The following is a 25,188-nucleotide window of genomic DNA, read 5'->3' on the forward strand; positions in this document are numbered from 1 at the left end:
ATTAAACATATAAAGGTATGACCTATATTTTATAAACTCTACCAGGTAATAACTGGCATATGCAGCAATTTAATATTCCAATATTTTTGACCTTATTTAGAGTCATTTTGATTCCTTGTTTTATATTAACCTTTTATTTACCATTTCATTACTCATCTAGTATCACTACATTGATCTTTTTAATTGCTGCTATAACTGATTGGTGTGATGGCTTTTTAGCCCGAAGATGGAAACAGACTACACGTTTTGGTGCATTTTTAGACCCAGTAGCTGATAAAATTATGATCTGCAGTCTATTAATTTTATTAACTGAATATTTCCATTCGTGGTTAATAACCTTACCATCAGTTATTATCATTGCTCGTGAAATTATAATTTCTGCATTACGGGAATGGATGGCAGAAATCGGTAAACGTAATAATATAGCGGTTTCATTAATTGGTAAAATTAAAACTATGATACAAATGTTATCATTAATAGCATTATTATGGCATCCGGATACCATAATCGTGTATATTGGTATTATCTCATTATATATAGCTACATTTCTAACATTTTGGTCGATGTTTCAATATATAATTGCAGCATATAATTATTTTTTTTGTTAATATGTTTTTTGTATTAAAAATAAAATATATTATATGAATAATGTTATTGACTCATAATATAAGTTTAGTAAAATAAGTAGGATGAAAATAATTGTGATTAAATAAATAAAATTTGCAATTAAGCTGCAATGCAATCATTAATATTTAAGTTGTTTGAATTAGAATAAATTATAATAATATTATTAATATAAGGTTAAATTTATTAATGCAATATTATTTAATAATTAGATAAGAAATTAAAGGCGTGTTGGCAGAGTGGTTATGCAGCGGATTGCAAATCCGCTCATCTCGGTTCAATTCCGAGACACGCCTATTTATAATAGCTAAGCCCGGATGGTGAAATTGGTAGACACAAGGGACTTAAAATCCCTCAGCTGTATTAGCTATGCGGGTTCAAGTCCCGCTCCGGGCATTATATTATATGCATGGATATAAATATCTTTGAATAAAGATCTAATTTTTAAAATTAATCTATAAGAAATTTCATTCAAGTTATCTTAATTAATTTAATTAACAGTTACTAGATACAATATACATTTATTCTTAATACCATTAATGAATATTATAATTATTATTAGAGAGATAAAATGAGCGCTTTGAGTAAAGAAGCTAATTTAGTTCATAAAGCGCTACTAGCACATGGTCTAGAAACTCCTTTATATGAACCTTTTTTATATCAATGTAATACTACTGATCTAAAATATAAAATTAGTAGTCATATAACAGAAATTATGAATATTCTGAATTTAAATTTAAAAGATGATAGCCTAATAAACACACCTCATCGAATAGCTAAAATGTATATTGATGAAATTTTTTCAGGTCTTAATTATATTAATTTTCCTAAGATTACTCTTATTGATAATAAGATGAACATAGATGAAATAATAGCTATTCGTGATGTTACTCTCCTTACGTTCTGTGAACATCATTTTATAGTTATTGATGGCAAAGCAACTATAGCTTATATACCTAAAAATAAAGTTATTGGGTTATCTAAAATCAATCGAATTGTACAATTTTTTGCCAAACGTCCCCAAATACAAGAACGCCTAACTCAGCAATTGCTAATAGCATTTCAAACATTACTTCAAACAACTAATGTTGCAGTTTCAATTAATGCAATGCATTATTGTGTAAAAGCACGAGGTATAAAGGATACTACAAGTACTACTATAACTACATCTCTTGGCGGTTTATTTAAAACCAGCCAAGATACTCGTCATGAATTTTTACGTGTAATACATAACAGATAAAAATGAATTTTTTGAATATAATTCAATAAATAGAATATCTATATAAAAAATATATATAATTTTAATTAAAAATTATATATAATTAATATTATTTAATGAAATTATATAAAATACCTTAAATATATTATAACTTTAATAAATTGAACATTATTATTTATCGAATAAATTATTTTCTTTAGAAATTGTAAGTAATGCATCAATTTTTCTTATATCGATACGACTATATAATGGTTGAAATTTTTTAATAGTATGATTTAGTAATGGATTATGAATTGTAGACCAATTTAATTTGCATTGTAAAAAATCTTCAGTAAGTTGACTTAATTTAGGTAAAACAGGTTTTAAGTAAGTCATAATTATCTTAAATAAATTGATTCCCATGGAACAAATCATATGTAGTTCAATATCATTTTTAGAATCTTTTGCCAATATCCATGGAGTTTGAGCATCAATATACTGATTAGCTAAATTTGTTAAATTCATAATGTTATTAATAGCTTTATTAAACTCTCGTGTGAGCCAATGATTACCAATTTTTTCGGATTCATTAATAAATCTTTGATACAGAACAGTATCTGATAATTGATTAGCCAGTATTCCATTGAAATGTTTAGTTACAAAACTGGCATTGCGTGCTGCCAAATTCACTACTTTATTAACGATATCGGCATTTACACGTTGCACAAAATCTTTTAAATTTAAATCAATATCATCAATAGATGATGATAGCTTAGTAGCATAATAATAACGTAAACTATCTGAGTCAAAGTGTTGTATCCAAGTTCTAGCTGTAATAAAGTTACCACGTGATTTTGACATTTTAACACCATTTACTTTAATATGGCCGTGAACAAATAAGTTAGTTGGCTTGCGAAATCGACTTGCTTCTAGTATTGCTGGCCAAAATAAACCATGGAAGTACACTATATCTTTGCCAATAAAATGGTATAGTTCAGTTCTAGATTCTTTTTCCCAAAATTCATTAAAACTAATAGTATTATGTGTTTTTGCACATAAATTTTTGAATGCACTCATATATCCTATGGGCGCATCTAACCACACATAAAAATATTTACCTGGTTCATTAGGAATTTCAAAACCAAAATAAGGAGCATCACGTGAAATATTCCATTGTTGGAGGCCAGATTTACACCATTCTTGAATAGGTTTTAATACTTGATCCTGTATCGTACCAGAATGTATCCATTGTATAAGGAATTCATTAAATAATGGAAGATTAAAGAAAAAATGCTTAGAAGTACGTATCTTAGGTACACTATTTGATAGCATTGATCTAGGTTGAAGTAATTCCATAGGAGTGTAGGTTGCACCACATATTTCACAATTATCTCCGTATTGATTTAAAGATTTACATTTTGGACAGGAACCTTTTACAAAACGATCTGGAAGAAACATTGATTTTTTAGAATCATAAAGTTGACAAATAGTACTAGTTGTAATTAAACCTTGTTGTTTTAACTGTTGATAAATTAATTCAGTTAATTGACGATTTTCTTTGCTATTTGTTGAATGGTAGTTATCATACTGTATGCTAAAATTGGCAAAATCAGTTTCATGTTCTTTTTTAATCTTATTTAACATTTGTACAGGTTCGATATTTAATTGCTGTGCTTTTAACATAATAGCAGTACCATGAGCATCATCGGCACATATAAAATATACTTGGTGTCCTCGCATCCGTTGATAACGTACCCAAATATCTGCTTGAATATGCTCAAGTAAATGACCAAGATGAATAGGTCCATTGGCGTATGGTAGAGCACATGTTACTAAAATTTTTTTAGATAGTTGGTTCATTAATTTTATTAAATTTCCGATTTTTATGAAAAGTTATTAATTCGTTGTAATCAAATTACATTGAACTATAAAAATTATTATCTTTATACTTTTATTAATCATTCTGATTTATTATTTAAACAATATTCTTATATGTAAATACAGATTAACTTTATTTAAGTAATATTTATCTTATAGATATAACTATATAATTTAATTAAATAAAATTTATAAAGTCATCATATTATTTATTTTATTATTTAATAAATTTTATCTGAAAAATATTAAATTTTAAAATATTAAAATTTAATATTATTAACTTATCAGTTAATTATTCATTATAAAAATATATTAAATAAATATTATTAATTACTTAAATTAAATATAAAAAATAAATTTTTATTATAATATTAATTACTATAATTAATATTATATATGTTAAATATTTAATAATTTAGTTAAATTTTACGATAGTTAGCTTATATTAGTCATTTTATGAATTAAAATATAAAATATTAAATTAAAATAATTTACTTCATTTTAGTATGGATATATATATATAATCAAGTTAGTAATAACTATATGTATTACATTTAAACTGAAAATTATTTATAATTTTTTATATAAGGAAATTAAGTATGTCTCTTATTAAGACTAAAATTAAATCATTTAAAAATATGGCCTTTAAAGATGGTGAATTCATTGAAGTAACTGAAAAAAATATTCATGGTAGATGGAATATTTTTTTCTTTTATCCTGCAGATTTTACCTTTGTTTGCCCAACTGAATTGAGTAATCTAGCAAATTATTATGAATATTTTCAAAGGATTAATGTAGATATTTATTCTATTTCTACAGATACACATTTTACCCATAAAGCTTGGCATAGTTGTTCTAAATCTCTTGAGAAAGTTAAATACACAATGATTGGAGATCCTACAGGATCATTAACTCGTAATTTTGAAATTATGCAAGAAAATGAAGGTCTAGCTGATCGTGGTACTTTTATAATAGATCCAGAAGGTATCATACAAGCTATTGAAATTACCGCTCAAGGAATAGGACGTGATGCTTCTGATTTATTGCGTAAAGTAAAAGCAGCTCAATATGTTGCATCCCATCCAAATGAAGTTTGCCCTGCTACATGGAAAGAAGGAGATGCGACATTAGTTCCATCAATTAACTTAGTTGGTAAATTGTGATTGTATAAAATACATACATAATTTATTTAAATTTACTATGATTTTATATGATAATTACAAAGTTTATTGATATTTTATATAAATGTAAATACTTAATTAAGTGCATAATACTATCTATTATAATTAGTAATTTTGTTATTTAATCATTGGCAAGAATAGCAAATTCTTGCCAATTTAAAATTATTAAAATATTTTTATCTTGTATATTCAATAAAAATTATTAATTATAATTATTTGATTCTATACATGTAGCTAATATTTAGCTACATAAAATTCTATGTATATATATATAAACAATTAAACTTTACTTAATATCAATCTAATCTTTTAGATTAAATATATACATTATATATAACACAAATTATTTACTATAATAGAGTATTATTGCTAATATATTGATTTCATCAATACATTATAGTATCACGCTTTTTTAATTATATATTATGATAATGTTTAAATAGCAAAATATTTTAATTATTAACAATTTAAGTCTTAGTTTATTAATTAAATTCTATAAATAGTCAGTAAATTTAAATACTATGTACTTATATGTATTAATTAATTTTAAAAGCATATGTTTAAAGAACATAGGTAATACATGAAGCAAATTAATGCCTTAACAATTGCTGGTACTGATCCCATTGGAGGTGCTGGTATTCAAGCTGATCTTAAAGTATTTGCAGCATTAGGAGTATATGGAACTAGTGTGGTTACTGCACTAATAGCACAAAATACTTGTGGTGTGCAATCAATATATCGAATTAAATCTGATTTTATCAAAGCACAATTGAATTCAGTATTAGATGATATTCAAATAGATTCAGTTAAAATTGGTATGCTTTCAGAAAGTTCTATTATTCAAGTTATTGCTGAAAAATTAAAAATAATTAAATTACCATTTATAGTGTTAGATACAGTCATGGTAGCAAAAAGTGGAGATCTGCTATTATCTATGGATGCTGTTGTTACTATGCGTAACTTGCTATTACCGCAAGTTTCAATTATCACTCCAAATTTATTCGAAGCATCTAGATTATTAGAATGTTCAGTAGCAGAAGATGAAAAAACAATGATATCCCAAGGATATGCATTACTTAAATTTGGTTGTGAAGCAGTACTTATAAAAGGTGGACATCTTAAACATATAGAAAGTCCAGATTGGTTGATTACTTGTAATGGTCATCAACGTTTTACTGCACCTCGATTAAATACACGTCATACCCATGGAACTGGTTGTTCTCTATCTGCAGCACTAGCGGCCTTGCGCCCTAGTCATGATAGTTGGAATTCTACCATAACTGAAGCAAAAATTTGGTTACATCAAGCATTATTACATTCTGATTCATTAAAAGTTGGCAATGGTAAAAGACCAATTCATCATTTATACAAATGGTGGTAAAATATTAATTTTTAAATTTAAATATTCACTTTTTAGACTTAAATTATTGCAAATAAATATTTATATATATAAAATTTATTTGTTACATATTAATTAATTATCAAATTTTTAATTTGATTTACATCATATTGAATAAATATTAAATATAGATAGTATATTTTTATATATAAAAATTATTAATATATATTAATATATTATCATAGGGTAATAATATGGAACAAAGAAAAATGCGTCTACTTGGTAACAGTAATATTGAAATTCCATATCTCATCTTAGGTGGTAATGTCTTTGGGTGGACTGTTGACGAACGAACTTCATTTTCATTATTAGATGCAGCATTAGAAAGAGGTTTATTTTTTATAGATACCGCAGACATTTATTCACGATGGGTTCCAGGTAATAATGGTGGTGAATCAGAAACTATAATTGGTAAGTGGTTAAAAAAAAGTGGTAAACGTGATAGTGTTATTTTAGCCACCAAGGTTGGTATGAGCTTTTTTTCGGAAACAAGTGGATTAACGCCTACATACGTCCGAAAAGCAATAGAAGGCTCACTACGTCGTTTACAAACTGATAGAATTGATCTTTATCAAGCACATTTTGATGATCAAGAAACATCATTAATAGAGACATTGCAGATTTTTGATAAATTAATAAAAGAAGGTAAAGTTCGCATTATTGGTGCTTCAAATTATTCAGCTAATCGTTTACAAGAAGCCTTAAATATAAGTAAAAAAGAAAATTTAGCACGTTATGAAACTTTACAACCAGAATATAATATATATGTTCGTGAAAAATATGAAGGAGATCTTGAATCTGTTGCAGTAAAAAATAAATTAACTGTAATTAATTATTATTCGTTAGCAAGTGGTTTTCTTACTGGTAAATATAAAAAACCAGAAGACGCTAAAAAAAGTAAACGTGGACAAGAAATTATAAATAAATATTTAAATCGAAGAGGACAACTCATCATTGAAACTTTAGAAAAAATAGCAAATTTACATCTTGCTTCAGTAGCTCAAGTCGCTTTAGCTTGGCTAATTAGTAAATCTAGCATTACTGCACCTATTGTTAGTGCTACTTCATTAATACAACTTGATGAATTAGCTAAGTCAATTACTTTAAATTTAAGTAATCACGAAATTCAAGCAATTGATACTATAAGTAAATCTATTTAATCTTTTATAGCTTTTTAAGCTTATTAAAATTTTTATAAAGTAATTATATTTAACATTGATTTAAAGATCAAATTTTATAAGTATTTATTATTAACATTTAAAGTATGGAGTTTTACGAATGAAATTATCTGACCGAGATATTGAAGTCTGGTTAAATAAAGGTAAATTAGTTATAGAACCAAAACCTGAAATAAATTATATTAATGGTGCTACAGTAGATATACGTCTTGGTGATAAATTTCGTACTTTTAATGGATATACTTTACCTTATATTGATTTAAGTGGAACTAAATATGATGTGAATCTTGCTATAGATCGTGTAATGAGTGATGAAATTAAGTTACCAATAGGAGAATCTTTTTTTTTACATCCAAATGAATTAGCGTTAGCTGTAACATTAGAATCGTTAATTATTCCTAATAATTTAGTAGGTTGGTTAGATGGTCGTTCGTCTCTAGCACGATTAGGCTTAATGGTCCATGTTACTGCACATCGAATCGATCCAGGTTGGAAAGGACATATTGTACTAGAATGCTATAATTCCGGTAAATTACCTTTAGCATTGAGACCAGGTATGTTAATTGGAGCATTAAGTTTTGAATTGTTATCATCTCCATCAATACGTCCTTATAATCTTCGTAAAAATACAAAATATTTTGATCAGCAAGGTGTTACCACTAGTAGGATAGATAAAGATAATTAAATTATATTTATCATATTATTAATCTACAACTATTATTAAATTGAATTTAAATACCATTTAATATACATTTTATGATTTTTATATAAATAACATAATTTTTTATTAATCTTATTTAAGGATCTGAAAATTATTGATATAGATAAATACCTAACTAATAAAATTATTATATTACATATAATATAAACAAGATTTTATCTATATAATAATTAACCAAATTAATTTTATTTTGATTAACTAATCATATACTTTGTCTACTAATAATTTTATTAGTTTTAATAACTAAGATGAATATCTTAATACGTATTAATACTTAAAGTATGTATAAATATATTTATACATAAAAATTAAAATAATTAAAAGCTAATAACCTTATGTTTTTAAACATATATAAGATTAAAGTAATTAATTGACTTTAATTAAAATGTTAAAAATTAATTTTTTATTATTAAAATATTAAAGGAATACGTATGGCTATTTTAGTAACAGGAGGTGCAGGATATATTGGATCACATACAGTACTTATATTATTAAAATATGGTATAGAAGTTGTAATTTTAGATAATCTTTGTAACGCATCTCATAAGATTATTAATCGTTTAGAAAAAATAACTAATAAAAAGCTAATTTTTATAGAAAATAATATAGTTAATAGAATTTGCTTAAAAAATTTATTTAAAAAATATGATATCTCTACTGTAATGCATTTTGCAGCGTTAAAATCAATCAATGACTCATTACATCAACCATTACTATATTATAGTAATAATGTAACAGGTACTATAATATTATTAGAAGAAATGTTATCAGCAAACATACGAAATTTTATTTTTAGTTCATCAGCAACAGTGTATGGTATAGATTCTCCAATTCCTTATTGTGAAACTAACTCTATTGGTCATACAACTAATCCTTATAGTACTTCTAAGTTAATGATTGAATTTATTATTCGTGATTTTGTTAAGGTAAATCCATCATTTAAAGCTGTTGCATTACGCTATTTTAATCCAGTCGGAGCACATGAATCTGGTGAACTTGGAGAAAATTCAACGGGTGTTCCTAATAACTTACTTCCTTATATAGCTCAAGTAGCACTAGGTCGTTTAAAAAAACTAAATATATTTGGTAACAATTATAATACTCCTGATGGAACTGCGCAACGTGATTATCTTCATGTTATTGATTTAGCAGAAGGTCACTTAAATGTATTAAATCACTTACCTAAAATTAAAGGATATAAAGTTTATAATTTTGGTAGTGGTAAAATTTTTTCAGTACTTGAAGTAATTAAGATTTTCGAAAAAATATCTGGTAAAAAAATATTATTTGAATATAAACCACGACGTGAAGGAGATTTACCATCATTTTGGGCAGATACATCTTTAGCAAAAAATGAATTAGGTTGGCAAGCAAAACGTGATATCTATACTATGATACGTGATATGTGGAACTGGTATATAAAAAATCCAAATGGTTTAAATTAAAATCAATTAAAGATAATTTATATTTCATTTAAACTTTATAAGATCTTATGAAAATATTTTAGTAAAAATATTATAAAATTATTATGAATTTTAATTTAATTAAAAGGAAATTTTTTATTATATGTTTTAAAATAAATAAAAACATATTTATCACATTTAATTTATTACATTAACAATAATAAGTATATTATTGTTAATGATAATTAACATTTATTTATATTAATAATTAATTGCATAAAATTTAAATATCTTAATTTAAAGATAATAATATTGCAAAATAAATAAACATGAATAAATCGTTCATTATAATATTATATAGCTTATATATATATCTAAAGACATTATTTTTTATAATAAATAAATTATAGATAAAATGTTATGAAAGCATAAGGCTATATTATGAATAAAAAAATTCTTGTTGTAGGAGCTGGTCTTTCTGGTGCTGTGATTGCTCGTGAATTAGCAGAGAAAGATTATATTATTGAAGTAATTGATTCACGTAATCATATAGCAGGCAATTGCTATACTGAAAGAGATATTAAAACAAATATATTGGTGCATGTATACGGACCACATATCTTTCATACAAATAATGAAGAAGTTTGGAACTATATTTCATTACATAGTGAAATGATACCATATATTAATCGCGTAAAAGCAGTTGCTTTAGAACAAATATTTTCACTACCCATCAATCTTCATACTATTAATCAGTTTTTTAAAAAAACATATTCACCAAATGAAGCTAAAACAATCATCAGATTAAAATCTCATAAACAAATCATTGAACCAAAAAATTTTGAAGAACAAGCTTTATGTCTAATTGGTGAAGAACTTTATAAAACCTTTTTAAAAGAGTATACTATTAAACAATGGGGTTTGGACCCAAAAGAACTACCAACATCTATATTAAATAGATTACCAATACGTTTTAATTATAATGATAACTATTTTAATGATAAATATCAAGCTATACCTAAAAACGGATATACTTCAATAGTCAAATCTATTTTGAATCATGAAAATATAAATATTAAACTTAATACTAATTATGATCATAGTACTAAGGATAAATATCAACATATTTTTTATACTGGATCCTTAGATGGATATTTTAATTATGAATTTGGCTATTTAGGTTATAGAACTTTAGATTTTGAAAAATTCATATTTTTTGATGATTTTCAAGGATGTGCAGTAATGAATTATTGTGAAATGAAATTTCCTTTTACACGCATTACTGAACATAAATATTTTTCCCCATGGGAAACACATTCATCGTCAGTCTGCTACCGAGAGTATAGCAGATTATGTACTCCAAATGATATCCCCTATTATCCTATAGGACAAATTAGTAAAATAAATTTATTCAATAAATATGTTGATAAAGCTAAAAAAGAAAAAAATATTACATTTGTCGGTAGATTAGGAACATATCGTTATTTGGATATGGATACAACGATATCTGAAGCATTAACAATAACTCGTTATTTTGTAAAAAAAATTAAATAGTATATTAATGCCTATATTTATTTAAATTTAAAATTTAACTAATTGAATATTATGTATTTATAAGTTACAACTATACTGATTAAATATTAGATAGATAAAAATATATTTAGCATTAATACTAAATGTTAGGTTATTTTATTTAAACCCATGTACTTTATGTACATCAAGTATTTTACCTTATAATAAAAAATTATTTATTTTTTAGATTACTTAGATGTATTAATTAAAATTGATATTAATTTATATAATTTTACAATTAAATAGGAAAAAAGAATGTTTAAGCAACAAATTGGTGTTATAGGAATGGGTGTAATGGGTCATAATTTAGCTCTTAATATTGAAAGTCGTGGGTATTTTGTATCGATATTTAATCGTTCACGTGAAAAAACTGATGAAGTTATGAATAAAAATATAAATAAAAAACTTATGCCATATTATTCTATTAAAGAATTTGTTAATTCTTTAGAAGAACCACGTCGTATATTACTTATGGTAAAATCAGGTAAACCTACAGATATAATTATAAAATTACTTATCCTGCATATGAGTAAAGGGGATATTTTAATTGACGGTGGTAATTCTTTTTACAAAGATACTATTCGTCGACATAAAGAATTATCTGATCTAGGATTTAATTTTATTGGTACAGGTATATCTGGTGGTGAAGAAGGTGCTTTAAAAGGTCCTTGTATTATGCCTGGTGGTGATAAAAAAACTTATGAGCTTATCGCTCCAGTTTTAAACCAAATTGCTGCTCGTACACCAGATAATCAACCATGTGTAACTTATATTGGGCCAGATGGTGCTGGTCATTATTTAAAAATGGTTCATAATGGTATTGAATATGGAGATATGCAACTCATTGCAGAAACTTACATGCTTTTAAAAAGCGGACTTGATTTAAGTCATGAAGACTTAGCACAAATTTTTAATAATTGGAATAATGGTGAATTAAATAGTTATTTAATTGAAATTACTAAAAATATTTTAGTTAAAAAAGATAAAAATGATAAGTACTTAATTGATGTAATTTTAGACGAAGCAGCTAATAAAGGTACAGGCCAATGGACTTGTCAAAGTGCTTTAGAACTTGGTGAACCATTATCTCTTATTACTGCATCTGTATTTGCACGTTACTTATCTTCAATAAAAGATCAAAGAGTTATTGCATCTAAACTATTAAATGGTCCAAGTATTAAAAAAATAATAAAAAATAATGAATTAGAATTTATCGAAAAAGTACGACGTGCATTATATTTAGGTAAAATTATTTCTTATGCTCAGGGTTTTTCCCAATTACGTACCGCTTCGATCCATTATAATTGGAATCTACAGTATGGTAATATCGCAAAAATTTTCAGTGCTGGTTGTATTATTCGAGCTCAACTTTTACAAAAAATTACAAATGCTTATGAAAACAATATAAATATTACTAATTTACTTTTAACTCCTTACTTTAAAAAAGTAGCTACACAATATCATGAAGCATTACGTGATATCATCATATATGCTATACAAAATGGTATCCCAACACCCACCTTTTCTGCAGCAATTTCTTATTACGATGCTTACCGTTCAGCACTGTTATCATCTAACTTAATTCAAGCTCAACGTGATTATTTTGGTTCTCACACTTATAAACGTATAGATAAAGAAGGTTCATTTCATACTGAATGGTTAATAAATAATTAAATTAATATCAATATATAAAAAATAATCTTAGTAAATCTATTTAGATTAAATCTATATAAATAGATTTAATTTATAAGATATTAAATCTTATTTAAAACTTGTATTTTTTGTTGGTTTAGATAATACTTTATTATTACGTATTTGTAAATTGTTAATTATAGCACTAAGATTAATATCTTGACTTTGCATTAATACTAACATATGATAAACTAGATCGGATAGTTCGTTGATTAGATCCTGACGATTATTAATTATAGCCGCTAATGCAGTTTCTAATCCTTCTTCACCAACTTTCTGGGCAATCCGTTTAATACCACTAGCATATAATTGAGCAGTATAGGAGGAGGATGAAGAAGTCGTTGTTGAAGAAATTTTGCGCTTAGCAAGTAATGATTCAAGTTGATATAAAAAGGTCCAATGTGATAATGTATTAGATACAAAACAACTAGACCTCTTAAGATGGCAAGTCGGGCCCTCAATAGGATTTACCATAAATAATAACGTATCGTTATCACAATCAGGTGATACATTTATAATTTTAAGAAAAAACCCAGACGTTTCTCCTTTAGTCCATATACGATTTTTAGTACGCGAAAAAAATGTTAAACGTTTTTCATCAAGACTTTTTTCCAAAGATTCCTTATTCATATAAGCATGCATTAATACTTCACCTGAAACATAATGTTGAACAATAACTGGTAATAAACCTGATGTTTTATTCCAATCTAATTTTATTATTTGCTCTTTATTTAACATTTACGAATCTCCACATCGTTATTAGATAAAAATTTTTTTAATTCCTTAATGTTAAGAATTTGTTTATGAAATATGGAAGCTGCTAACGTTCCATCAACATTTGCTAATTTAAAAGCATCTAAAAAATGCTGAGGTTTACCAGCACCACCTGAAGCTATTAAGGGTACATTACATATTTTGCGAACTTTTTTTAATTGGATTAGATCATAGCCGATGCATAAACCATCTTGATTCATCATATTTAATACTATTTCACCTGCACCTAAATTTTGCACTGTTTCTACCCATTCTAAAACTTCCCATTTAGTAACACGAGTACTTGATATATTACCAGTATATTGATTAACATTATATTTATTATTGATTTTATCAAACCAACTATCAATACCAACTACTATACACTGTACACCAAATCTATCAGCTAAGCGACTAATTAGTGATGGATCTTCTAGGGCTGGAGAGTTAATAGAAATTTTATCTGCACCAAAATTAAGAATATGTGAAACATCTTGTTCATTTCTAATACCACCTGCAACACAAAAAGGAATATCGATCTCACTTGCCACACGAGATATCCAACTTTTATCCACTAAGCGATTTTCACAAGAAGCAGTTATATCATAAAAAACTAATTCATCTACACCTTCTTTTACATAACGTTGTGCTAATGGTACTATATTACCAACTAATTCATGATTACGAAATTGTTTTCCTTTAACAACTTTTCCATTAAGTATGTCAAGACAAGAAATTATCCTTTTTGCCAACATTCAATTGCCTCCGAAAGTGTAAATTTACCTTTTAATAAAGCTGTTCCTATAATTACATCTTTCACGCCACTACCACGTAACGCTGCAATGTCATTTAAAGTACCAATACCACCGGAAGCCTGAAATGAAATATTAGGAAATATATTAGATATTTCTTGATATAATTTAACATTAGCTCCATTTAATGTTCCATCGCGAGAAATATCAGTACATAAAACATATTTAAGTCCTAATGGCTGATATAATTTAATTATTTCTTCTAATGTAAAGTCAACTGTTTTTTGCCAACCATCAATTGCGATTTTTTTATCATTATTAGCATTAATACGTATATCTAATGCTAAAACAATTGCCTCTGGTCCAAATTTATGAAACCATCTTTTAGTTTCTTCCCTTGTCTGTATTGCGCTAGAACCAATTATAACTCGCGTAGCTCCTGCCGCAAGCAGCGAAGATATCTCATTACTACTACGTAATCCACCCCCTATTTGAATTGGTATTTTTATATCTTGTAATATATCTTTTAATAAATAAATTTGGCGTTTTTTTGGAAATTTAGCACCACTTAGATCTGCTATATGTAGCATCTTAGCACCTTGAATTTTATAATTTTTTAAATACAATAGAGGATTATTACCATAATTGCATTGTTGATTATAATTACCTTGATACAGACGTACAACTTTACCATCGATCAAATCTAAAGATGGAATAATCATCACATTTCCAAAAAATTTTTTAATAATTGTGCACCAATTTCTCCAGAACGTTCGGGATGAAATTGTACTCCAAAGAAATTATCCTTTTGTAAAGCAGCACTAAATGGTAAACTATATTCACATTGTGCAATTGTATTAATATTTACTGACATAATATAATTATGAGCGAAATAAAAATAACTTTTATTTGGAATATCACGAAAGAGATAGTGTTTATTTTTTATAAAAACTTTGTTCCATCCCATATGAGGCAATGGAAGATTTTGTGTTTTTATTATAGTAACTGGTTCATTAATAATGTTAAGTGTTTTAATACCATTATTTTCACAACTACTATGACCAAATAGTTGCATACCAAGACAAATTCCTAACATTGGATTAGTATATGACTTTATTAAAGGTATCAAATTACATCTTTTTAACTGTTGCATTACTGTTTTTGCGGTACCTACACCAGGTAAAAATAATTTATCAGCTTTTAATATTACCTTATATTCTTTACTGATTTTCGAAATAAAACCTAATCTTTTGATCGCCCATTTTAACGATGCTAAGTTTGCACAACCGGTATCTAAAATTACTACATTCATCATATCATCCCTTTTGAACTTGGTAGGATATTACCTTCACTCCTAATTGCCTGTCTTAATGTACGACCAAAAGCTTTAAATAAAGCTTCTATGGAATGATGATCATTACCATCTTTAGTACTTAAATATAAAGTACTCATCATAGAATATGAAAGTGAACGAAAAAAATGTTCAACCATTTCTGTACTGAAATCACCAATATATTGATATTTAAATTTTGCCTTATATTTAAAATATGGACGACCAGATATATCTAGAATACAATGAGCTAAACATTCATCCATAGGTAAAACAAAACCAAAACGACCAATACCATATTTATCTCCGAGCGATTTCAATAACGCTTCACCTAATGCTAAACCTGTATCTTCTATAGTATGATGATCATCAATATCAAGATCACCTTTTACGTTAATATGCATCCTAAAACCACCATGTACTGCAATTTGATGTAACATATGATTAAAAAAACTTATACCAGTAGTTATTTTGCTAGTACCTTCTCGATCTAACCAAACTTTAATCTTAATTTGTGTTTCTTTAGTAATGCGATTTACTATAGCGTAACGATCACGTTTAGTTAAAAGAGTTTTAATTGAATTCCAATTTTTTCCCTTTATACCATACCGTATTCCTTGAATACCCATATTTTTAGCTAATTGCATATCAGTAAGGCGATCACCGATAACATAGCTATTAATTTTATCTAATACTCCTGTAACTAACCATGTTCGAACTAAGTAAACTTTTGGTTTACGACATTTACACAAATCTTGTGGCGTATGGGGACAAATAAGAATGTCAAAAAATTGTATACCTTGTGAATTAAAAATATGCATCATTAAATTATGTGGGGTAAAAAAATTAGCGCTAGGAAAACTATCAGTACCTAAACCATCTTGATTAGTTATCATTACTAATTTATAACCCATATTTTGTAGTGCTAATAATGCAGGAATAACATGTTCCTCAAATAACAATTTTTCTATACTATCAACTTTTAAATCTTGAGGTTCAGAAATAAGAGTACCATCACGATCTATAAATAAAAATTTTTGGCTCATTATTGTTCCATTGATAAATTTTTTAATGACTTTATTATATATTCGCATTCATAACTAGTACCAATAGAGATACGTAAGCATCCAGTTAATTTAGGTATTTTATTTTGATCTCGTAATATGATACCTTCATTTGATAAAGTATCAAAAACTTTTGATGAATTTATGAATCGTACTAAAATATAATTTGCTTCACTAGGATATACATGCGTAATATAAGGAATTTGTAATAACTGATTGTATAACCAATTTCGATTATGGTTTAATTCAACAACACGTTTACACATTAAATGAATTCCATATTTACTTAATGCTTTGCTTGCAATATCAGCTGTAGGTATAGCTATTGGATAAGGTGTAATTACTTTTAGTAATAAATCAATTATTGATTTATTAGCTAATGTAAAACCACAACGTAATCCTGCTAGTGCAAAAGCTTTTGATAAAGTACGTAATATAATGATATTATGATATTTATGTAACCAATTTGTTAAAGTAGCAAATGAGCAAAATTCAATATAAGCTTCATCAATAACAATTAATGTTTTATACATAGTAATTAATAATAATTGTTTAATATCTTGTAAATTAATTAAATTACCAGTTGGATTATTTGGTCGACAAATGTAAATTACCTTAACACCATCTAGATTGTTCACTATTGCCGATAAATTAAGTTGCCAATTATCTAACATAGGAATAGATATATATCTAATACCTATTGTGTTAGCAATCACACGATACATTCCATAAGTCGGCGTACAAAATAAGATGGCATCTTTACCTGGTTCGCAAAAAGTACGCATGATAAGCTCAATACCTTCATCTGCACCTCGGCTAATTAATATCTGTTCAGGCATTAGTCCAACATAAGATGAATAGCGTTCAATAAGTAACTTTGGTTGACATTCTGGATATCGATTAAGAAGAGTTTTTTGAGATAATTTAAATGAAACAGGTAATGGAAATTCATTAGCATTTAACCATATATGGCCTTGACCACCAAGACGTCGTGCAGATTGATATGGAGTTAACTTTCGTATATTAGTACGTGCTAACTCTTCAATATTCATGCTCATATTTTCCCCTTTAGTGCTACAACACGTAAAGTGATAGAATTTCTATGTGCTTCAAGTTGTTCAGCAGCTGCTAAGCATTTTATTGATTCAGAGAGATTAAGCAATCCTTCTGGTGTTAGTTCTTGTATTGTTATACGTTTTTGAAAATCTATTAAACCTAAACTAGAATAAGTTGTAGTATAGCCATGAGTTGGTAATACATGATTAGTCCCAGAAGCATAATCCCCTGCGGATTCAGGTGACCAATCTCCAAGAAAAATTGAACCAGCATTATTGATATAATTTAATAATTTTCTTGGTTCCTGTGTTTGAATCATTAAATGTTCTGGACCGTAGTAATTAGAAATTTCTATACACTGTTGTAAATCCTGGACTATAATTAATCTGCTATTTATTAAAGCTTGGCGAATCGTATCTGATTTAGAAAATTCTAATAATTGTATTTTAGTTTCAGTAGCTACATGCTGAGCTAATTGTTCAGATGGAGTCAATAAAATTGCTTGTGAATCTAATCCGTGTTCTGCTTGTGCTAATAAATCTGATGCAATAAATTTTGGATTTGCATTTTCATCAGCAATTACTAATATTTCAGAAGGACCAGCCGGCATGTCAATAGCTGGACCAGAATAATATTGATTAACTTGGCGTTTAGCTTCAGTTACATAAATATTACCAGGACCAAAAATTTTATTTACCTTAGGTATTGTTTTGGTTCCAAAAGCTAGCGCCGCAATTGCCTGTGCTCCTCCAACACGAAAAATCTCTTTTACATTACATAGATGTGCTGCATATAAAATTTCATCTCTAATAGGAGGTGGGGAACATAAAATAATACGTTCACAACCTGCTATATTTGCTGGAATAGCTAACATTAATACACTAGAAAATAATGACGCTTTTCCTCCTGGAATATATAAGCCAACTGATTTTATCGCTCGGGTAATTTGCTGACAACGTACACCAGGTTGAGTTTCTATATCAACCATATTTATTTTTTGTGCATTATGGAAGGTTTTGATGTTATCAATAGCCATATTTATAGCTTTTTTCAGCATATTACTTGAACGACAACTTGCTTTAGTTATTTCTTCTGATGTAACACGTAAATTTTTTACTTTTATTTCATCAAATTGCATATTAAATTTATGTAGTGCATTATCTCCTAATTCTTTAACTTGCATTATAATATCGTATACAATATTAGAAATATCTTCGGAATTTAATCTTACTGGACGTTGTAATAAATTATATTTATCTTTTTTATTACAGGATTGCCAATGAATAGGTGTTAGGATTGTATCCATTTTCAGTTACTCCAACATTTTTTCAATGGGTATAATAAGAATAGAACTAGCACCTAATGCTTTTAATCCTTCCATAGTTTCCCAAAATAATGTTTCGCTACTTACCATATGTAGCGCTACACGCTCCATTTCACCTGCTAATGGTAATACAGTTGGACGCTCTGCTCCTGGTAATAAAGCGATAATTTCTTCTAATTTTTCTTTATAAGCATGTAACATAATATATTTAGATTCACGTGCTTTTATAATTCCTTGAATACGTCTCATCATTGTATCTACTAATTTTTGTTTAACATCTTTTAATGTTCCATCGCGTTGAATTAATATTGCTTGGGATCGGTATATTACTTCTACTTCACGTAATCCATTAGCTTCTAAAGTAGCTCCAGTAGAAACTAAATCACAAATGGCATCAGCTAAACCTGCTCTAGTAGCTACTTCTACTGAACCATTGAGTAAACACGAACGAAAAATGATATCTTTTTCATTTAGATATTTTTTTAACAAATGAGGATAAGAAGTAGCAATACGTAAATTATTTAAACACTTATAGTCAATATATTGTTGATTAACTGGTATCGCTATTGATAAACGACAGTAACCAAAATCTAACCGACGTAAAGTTTGATAATATGGATTACCACCTTGCGCTTGGCGAGTTAATAGCTCTTCTTCTAATACATTTTCACCTACTATACCTAAATCTACTATACCATCCATTACTAATCCAGGAATGTCATCATCACGTACACGTAAAATATCAATAGGCATATTTTCAGAATATACAATTAATTGATGTTGTTGAAGATTAATTTTAATACCACAATGTAATAATAATTTTCGTGTATGGTCATTTAATCTACCTGTTTTTTGGATAGCTATACGTAAACGGTTGTTATTTAACATATTAAATCCTAATATTTAATTTTTATGTTCATTATTTTAAATAAATTTTATTTTAACTTTTCCGTCTACTTATAGTATTGTAAGTATATTTTGATATAATTTAATTTGATTACTATACTAATGTATAAAAATATTATAAAAATTTTATTGAGGAAAATTCTTTTTTTATATATAATATTAAAAATAGTATTATATTTTAAGATGAACAATATGTTCGTATTTTCGTTAGGTAATAATAAATTAAAGAGACTGTTTATATTTTAAATTTAGATTGTTATATTTAATAATCTTAAAGAAATTAAGATAACTAACTTTAGAATATGTTTTTTAAAGATCATAATAAAAAATGATATTTATTTATCTAAAACCATAAATTCTATAGTTTATAAAAATGTTTATTCAATTAAATTTAGATAAAATAATTAATTAATTAATCTTGTTATAGAACATTTAAAGTAAATTTTCTATACGGTGAATTATATTCTTTATTATATAAAGATAAGATCGAATTAATAATAAAATATTATATATATAATTTTCATTATATTCGTTATAATTATTTGATAAATAAAATATTTAGTTATTAACTATGTTATTTTTTATAAATATAGAATCAATTGTATTATACAATATAAATTATTGTATTTTATGCAAGATACTTCTATAGTATACACATACTAGTTTTATTTACATTATATAAACTAGGTAAAATAATTTAATTATATTAAATTATTTGTTTATAAGAGATATTTATCAGATTAAATAATATTAATTAACCAATTAATATTTATAATATTTATTATAAAAGTAATGTTTGTGCATATGAATCAAGTTCTTTAAGTAAGAATATTTTTTCTTTTTGAGTTTTATATAAAATTTTTAATGATTCAATTTCTGAAAAAAACGTTTGCATTCGTTTAGGATTTAATATTTTGTAGCGATGCTGTTGCCAATAATATTGTTCATTAATATTTAATGTTTTTGGAAAATTACGTGCACGATATAGAAAAAGCAATTTAGAAATACGTTGATCTTCAAATTTTAAATTTAAATCTGATAAATTTTGTGGTGAAGTTTGTCTTAAAATTTGCATTTTTGCTCGATCAGTATTACTAAAGAATCCATTATATAGTTGTGTATCTACATTATCTGAATATGCACACGGTTTCATTGCAGCAGCAGTACATATATTTATTATTTTATCTCGTAATTTATTACATTTAAGCAATATATTAAGATTATCTAAGCAATGTTGACGGCTAATGTTTAATCGATTAGCATTTTCTAAATTTAAAATATTAGCTGGAATAAATATTGGACATTTATTAATATTTACTAGTTTAATTGGTAATTTTGGATACATATCTAATTTACTAGAATTAGAATATGTATAAATTTTTTCAATTAATTTATCTATTTTCAATGCTAATAGTTCTGTAATATCGCTTGCTAAATCAATTATAATTAATATATTACGATAATTTGGATGCCATGCTATTGGTGAGATCCAACTAGTATTGCCACATGAAGCTCCAAAGATACTAGATATATGTACTAATGGTTTCATTTGTGTAATATCAATCAACGATATCAATTTTTTCTTATTGCGATATGTGAATAGAAAGTCGAATAGTTTAGGTTGTTTGTTTTTGACTAATTTTGCTAATGATTTAGTCGCATAAACATCAGACATTGCATCATGTTGTTGTCTATGTATAATATTATTAGCCTTAGTTAAATCTTTTAGTTTAAAGCTAGGAAAGCCATTATTATTTTTTGGCCAAACAATTCCTTCTGGTCGAAGTGCGTAGCAAGCACGCATGACATTAAGTAAATCCCATCTTGAATTATGATTTTGCCAACTCCAACTATAAGGATCATAAAAATTTCTATAAAAAATATTACGTGTTATTTCATCATCAAATTGTAAATTATTATAGCCAACGATACAGGTTTGTGGTTTTGTAAAAAACCCATAGATGTGTTTTGCAAAAACCGCTTCTGTTACTCCATAAGTTATAGCTTTCTGAGGTGTAATACCTGTGAGTAAAACAGCTTCTGGTTGAGGCAAATAATCACTTGCTGGTTTACAATAAAAAATATGTTCTTCATCATATATGTTAAAATATAGATCAGTACGTAAACTAGCAAATTGTGCAGGACGATCTAAAGAAGGATTTTTACCAAAGGTTTCATAATCATAAAATAGAAAAGTAAAATTAGAAGAAGACACAATATTATCCCAATCTCTAAAAAGAATAGTTACATGTAAATTATTCGATTAATTTACAATAACATTAATTATTATTTTATAATTATGAAATTTTAGTTATCTTTTATTTATTTTATATCTTTATATTTTTTAAAATAAATAGAATACATATCAGTATATATACAATATTATATATATTACATTAAATAATGTTTTTATAAAGCATTATATCATTAATAAAGTATTGCATGTTGTACTCTAATTTAATTGAATTAATACTTCTCTTGTATTATCGAATAGCAGTAAACATATTGAATGGATAATATATTGAATTGTCTTTTTAAAAATTTATTACTAATAATGGGATATAAATGAAAAGATATAACTAATTAGTATATTAAGTAATTAAATAAATATTTAATATTCTAAATGATTCTCATAAATTTATTATACTCCTCTGACTGGACTCGAACCAGTGACATACGGATTAACAGTCCGCCGTTCTACCAACTGAACTACAGAGGAATATTTTAGGTAACAATTTTAACCAACATAATTTTATATGTCAATACATAAAGTCTTTTAAATTATTGACCTATTTATTAAGTTATTAACATAGGCTCACATAGATTATAATTGTATAGATGTAACCCTAAATAAATTTGATTTAATGATAAATTATATTATAACTGTATGATTATAAATAATTTTAAGAGTAATTTAAAGTTTTAAATTTATCCAAAAAATATATTTAAGAATATGTCTTTTTTATTTTTTATCTATAATTAAGATTATATATCTAGTTTTTAAAATTGTGTAAATGTAAATTTAAATTTAAAAAAATAACTCAATATCTTAATTAACTTAATTAATTATTTCATTTTATTTAATTTTAAATACTTCTAAACAATAACAATTTGATATTAAAATACTTAAATATTAATTAATTTTACAACCAACAAAAACTTATATTAATTTAATATTCATATCTAATAAATATTCTTGTAAATTATTAATTTATAATTATATATTAATAATAATATTCTATCTAATAGATAGTAATAATTTTAAATTATTAAATATTCATTGATAAATAAATCGTATCATGAAGTGAATCGTATATACGTAAACTAACTAATTAAATTATTAAATAAAATTTAAATAAATTAATGTATTATATATTTTAAATATACATAATTAGACATGATATTATAAATATATAAATTTTTATCTAATCTAAACATAGATTGTCTTAATTAAAATAACTTAAATTATAAACATTAACGTTATATTATATAACAATAAACTTTGTATCTTATTTAAAAATTTAAAATATTATTATTAATTAAGTGGATTAAAAATCTATACATACTATTCAAACTAATATTTTAAAATATCGTTCGATAATTATTATTACTTTTTATAAAAAATGCTAATAATATATAAATTATAAAATTAAAGTATTTTCAATCAAAATCAAAATATATAATGTGTTATCAAATAATTTGATTTGATAAAATATGTAATGTTATTAAATATTTAAAATAAAAATAAATAAGCAAAATTTGAGTGTAATTTTTAATGAAGATTTATTATCTATATAATAAATAAACTATATTAAAGATGATATTAATACAATCTAAAATTCATAGGTTATATTTTTATCGATTACGATGAGGGAGGGATTCGAACCCTCGACACGTTTTCGTGTACATGCTTTCCAAGCATACTCTTTCAGCCTCTCAGACACCTCATCATATTTTATATATTACATAAATTTTTATACTTTACGATTTAAACAAGAAGTTTAACACATCTCCATCTTTAACAATATAATTTTTACCTTCTAAATATAACTTACCTGCTAATTTTGCTCCTCGTTCACCTTTATATGTTATAAAATCTTTAAAAGATATAACTTGTGCACGAATGAATCCCCTCTTAATATCACTGTGAATTTTATTAGCTGCTTGTAGCGCATTTGTACCTGCTACAATAGTCCAAGCACGTATCTCTTTTTCTCCAACAGTAAAATAAGTTTGCAAACTTAGCATATCGTATCCTATACGGATTAATTGTTTAAGGCTAGACTCACCTAAACCAAATGCACATCTTAATTCATTACATTCCTCGTTTTTTAGTTTAGAAATATTTTCTTCCATAAAAGCACAAACTGGAATAACTATAGATTTATCTATTTTTGCAATATTACGTACTTGATCGATATAAAAGTTATTGTTTATACCATCTTCATTAACATTAGCAATATACATAATAGGTTTAAGTGTTAAAAAATTCAGGTAATGAATAGAAGATTTTTCATAATGATTTAGCTTAAGTGAATGTAACATTTTTGTTTGTTGTAAATGCAAAAAACATTTTTCTAATGTAATTAATTCAATATTGATATCTTTATTATTGTATTTATTTTTTTTTTGTACACGTTGCATAGCTCGTTCACAAATATCAATATCGGCTAATTGCATTTCAGTATTGATTAATTCAATATCCTTATCTGGATTTACCCTACCTGGAATATGTATAATTTTTTGGTCTTCAAAACAACGTACTACATGACAAATTGCATCAGTTTTACGAATATTAGATAAAAATTGATTACCTAATCCTTCACCTTTGGATGCTCCTTGTACTAAACCAGCAATATCAACAAATTCTATAGTTGTTGGTATGATTTTTTGTGATCTAACAATATTATCAAGTTCATCTAGACGGCAATCAGGTACAGCAACTATACCTATATTAGGTTTGATAGTACAAAATGGAAAATTAGCTACTTCAACATTCATTTTTGTTAAAGCATTAAATAAAGTTGATTTTCCAACATTAGGCAAACCTACAATACCACATTTAAATCCCATATTAAATTATACTTCTCCTAAAATAAGTAATTTATTATCGTAAATAGACTGTATTTTCATATATTATGAAATAGAAACTTTAAA

At 26.0% G+C, this 25,188-nt stretch carries 19 protein-coding genes, 4 tRNA genes and 1 pseudogene; 11 read left to right on the top strand and 13 right to left on the bottom strand.

Annotation, left to right across the window (positions count from 1 at the left end):
- Window positions 1–59: 59 nt before the first annotated feature.
- The 4 genes from pgsA to folE all read left to right on the top strand — a co-directional run bounded on the left by pgsA (window position 60) and on the right by folE (window position 1,864).
- Window positions 60–608: a CDP-diacylglycerol--glycerol-3-phosphate 3-phosphatidyltransferase gene (gene pgsA / locus FD727_RS00435; protein WP_159938207.1), complete on the top strand. Its 549-nt coding sequence runs from the start codon at window positions 60–62 to the stop codon at window positions 606–608.
- A gap of 241 nt (window positions 609–849) precedes the next feature.
- Window positions 850–920, top strand: a tRNA-Cys gene (locus FD727_RS00440).
- Window positions 921–935: 15 nt separating this feature from the next.
- Window positions 936–1,020: transfer RNA gene (locus tag FD727_RS00445), tRNA-Leu, on the top strand.
- A 175-nt stretch (window positions 1,021–1,195) separates the two neighbouring features.
- The gene (folE, locus tag FD727_RS00450; RefSeq protein WP_159938208.1) at window positions 1,196–1,864 is read left to right on the top strand and encodes a GTP cyclohydrolase I FolE; all 669 of its coding nucleotides are present in this window, start codon (window positions 1,196–1,198) and stop codon (window positions 1,862–1,864) included.
- A gap of 171 nt (window positions 1,865–2,035) precedes the next feature.
- Here the strand turns inward: folE and metG are convergent.
- A pseudogene (gene metG / locus FD727_RS00455) lies at window positions 2,036–3,682 on the bottom strand (methionine--tRNA ligase); the annotation flags it as partial.
- Between the two features lie 617 nt (window positions 3,683–4,299).
- On the opposite strand from metG, the gene ahpC reads away from it, so the two are divergent.
- The 7 genes from ahpC (at window position 4,300) to gndA (ending at window position 12,828) form a co-directional block, all read left to right on the top strand.
- Window positions 4,300–4,863 carry an alkyl hydroperoxide reductase subunit C gene (ahpC, locus tag FD727_RS00460; RefSeq protein ID WP_159938210.1) on the top strand — a complete coding sequence of 188 codons (564 nt, stop codon included), beginning with the start codon at window positions 4,300–4,302 and terminating at the stop codon, window positions 4,861–4,863.
- A 598-nt stretch (window positions 4,864–5,461) separates the two neighbouring features.
- On the top strand, window positions 5,462–6,262 hold the full coding sequence (thiD, locus tag FD727_RS00465; protein ID WP_159938211.1) for a bifunctional hydroxymethylpyrimidine kinase/phosphomethylpyrimidine kinase: 801 nt from the start codon (window positions 5,462–5,464) through the stop codon (window positions 6,260–6,262).
- Between the two features lie 212 nt (window positions 6,263–6,474).
- The gene (locus tag FD727_RS00470) at window positions 6,475–7,440 is read left to right on the top strand and encodes an aldo/keto reductase (RefSeq protein ID WP_159938212.1); all 966 of its coding nucleotides are present in this window, start codon (window positions 6,475–6,477) and stop codon (window positions 7,438–7,440) included.
- Between the two features lie 118 nt (window positions 7,441–7,558).
- Window positions 7,559–8,143, top strand: a complete 585-nt coding sequence (gene dcd / locus FD727_RS00475; protein ID WP_159938213.1) for a dCTP deaminase — start codon at window positions 7,559–7,561, stop codon at window positions 8,141–8,143.
- 467 nt (window positions 8,144–8,610) lie between these two features.
- On the top strand, window positions 8,611–9,624 hold the full coding sequence (galE, locus tag FD727_RS00480) for a UDP-glucose 4-epimerase GalE (protein ID WP_159938214.1): 1,014 nt from the start codon (window positions 8,611–8,613) through the stop codon (window positions 9,622–9,624).
- Between the two features lie 396 nt (window positions 9,625–10,020).
- Window positions 10,021–11,136, top strand: coding sequence for a UDP-galactopyranose mutase (gene glf / locus FD727_RS00485; RefSeq protein ID WP_159938277.1), 1,116 nt, complete (start codon window positions 10,021–10,023; stop codon window positions 11,134–11,136).
- Window positions 11,137–11,409: 273 nt separating this feature from the next.
- Window positions 11,410–12,828, top strand: a complete 1,419-nt coding sequence (gndA, locus tag FD727_RS00490; RefSeq protein ID WP_159938215.1) for an NADP-dependent phosphogluconate dehydrogenase — start codon at window positions 11,410–11,412, stop codon at window positions 12,826–12,828.
- Between the two features lie 87 nt (window positions 12,829–12,915).
- Here gndA and hisIE read toward each other — a convergent pair whose 3' ends face one another.
- From hisIE to ychF, 12 genes are all read right to left on the bottom strand, one after another.
- A complete protein-coding gene (hisIE, locus tag FD727_RS00495; protein ID WP_159938216.1) occupies window positions 12,916–13,584 on the bottom strand; it encodes a bifunctional phosphoribosyl-AMP cyclohydrolase/phosphoribosyl-ATP diphosphatase HisIE in 669 nt (222 codons plus the stop codon).
- Window positions 13,578–14,354, bottom strand: coding sequence for an imidazole glycerol phosphate synthase subunit HisF (gene hisF / locus FD727_RS00500; protein ID WP_159938217.1), 777 nt, complete (start codon window positions 14,352–14,354; stop codon window positions 13,578–13,580). The genes hisIE and hisF overlap by 7 nt, the downstream gene beginning before the upstream one ends.
- Complete coding sequence (gene hisA / locus FD727_RS00505; RefSeq protein ID WP_159938218.1) at window positions 14,336–15,073, bottom strand: 1-(5-phosphoribosyl)-5-[(5-phosphoribosylamino)methylideneamino]imidazole-4-carboxamide isomerase; 738 nt, start codon at window positions 15,071–15,073, stop codon at window positions 14,336–14,338. The genes hisF and hisA overlap by 19 nt, the downstream gene beginning before the upstream one ends.
- Window positions 15,073–15,663 (bottom strand): imidazole glycerol phosphate synthase subunit HisH, encoded by a 591-nt coding sequence (gene hisH, locus FD727_RS00510; protein WP_159938278.1) that lies wholly within the window; start codon window positions 15,661–15,663, stop codon window positions 15,073–15,075. The genes hisA and hisH overlap by 1 nt, the downstream gene beginning before the upstream one ends.
- Window positions 15,663–16,727 carry a bifunctional histidinol-phosphatase/imidazoleglycerol-phosphate dehydratase HisB gene (gene hisB, locus FD727_RS00515; RefSeq protein WP_159938219.1) on the bottom strand — a complete coding sequence of 355 codons (1,065 nt, stop codon included), beginning with the start codon at window positions 16,725–16,727 and terminating at the stop codon, window positions 15,663–15,665. The genes hisH and hisB overlap by 1 nt, the downstream gene beginning before the upstream one ends.
- Window positions 16,727–17,797, bottom strand: a complete 1,071-nt coding sequence (gene hisC, locus FD727_RS00520) for a histidinol-phosphate transaminase (RefSeq protein ID WP_204162632.1) — start codon at window positions 17,795–17,797, stop codon at window positions 16,727–16,729. Before hisC ends, hisB begins: the two co-directional genes overlap by 1 nt.
- A gap of 2 nt (window positions 17,798–17,799) precedes the next feature.
- A complete protein-coding gene (gene hisD / locus FD727_RS00525) occupies window positions 17,800–19,107 on the bottom strand; it encodes a histidinol dehydrogenase (RefSeq protein ID WP_159938221.1) in 1,308 nt (435 codons plus the stop codon).
- Between the two features lie 6 nt (window positions 19,108–19,113).
- Entirely contained in the window at window positions 19,114–20,013 is a 900-nt protein-coding gene (gene hisG, locus FD727_RS00530) for an ATP phosphoribosyltransferase (RefSeq protein ID WP_159938222.1), read from the bottom strand.
- Window positions 20,014–20,812: 799 nt separating this feature from the next.
- Window positions 20,813–22,246: an exodeoxyribonuclease I gene (gene sbcB, locus FD727_RS00535; RefSeq protein WP_159938223.1), complete on the bottom strand. Its 1,434-nt coding sequence runs from the start codon at window positions 22,244–22,246 to the stop codon at window positions 20,813–20,815.
- Between the two features lie 431 nt (window positions 22,247–22,677).
- Window positions 22,678–22,750 (bottom strand) — tRNA-Asn (locus tag FD727_RS00540).
- Between the two features lie 1,146 nt (window positions 22,751–23,896).
- A tRNA-Ser gene (locus FD727_RS00545) sits at window positions 23,897–23,981 on the bottom strand.
- 31 nt (window positions 23,982–24,012) lie between these two features.
- Complete coding sequence (ychF, locus tag FD727_RS00550) at window positions 24,013–25,104, bottom strand: redox-regulated ATPase YchF (RefSeq protein ID WP_159938224.1); 1,092 nt, start codon at window positions 25,102–25,104, stop codon at window positions 24,013–24,015.
- Between the last annotated feature and the right edge of the window lie 84 nt (window positions 25,105–25,188).

It is taken from the genome of Pantoea sp. Mhis (assembly GCF_009830015.1).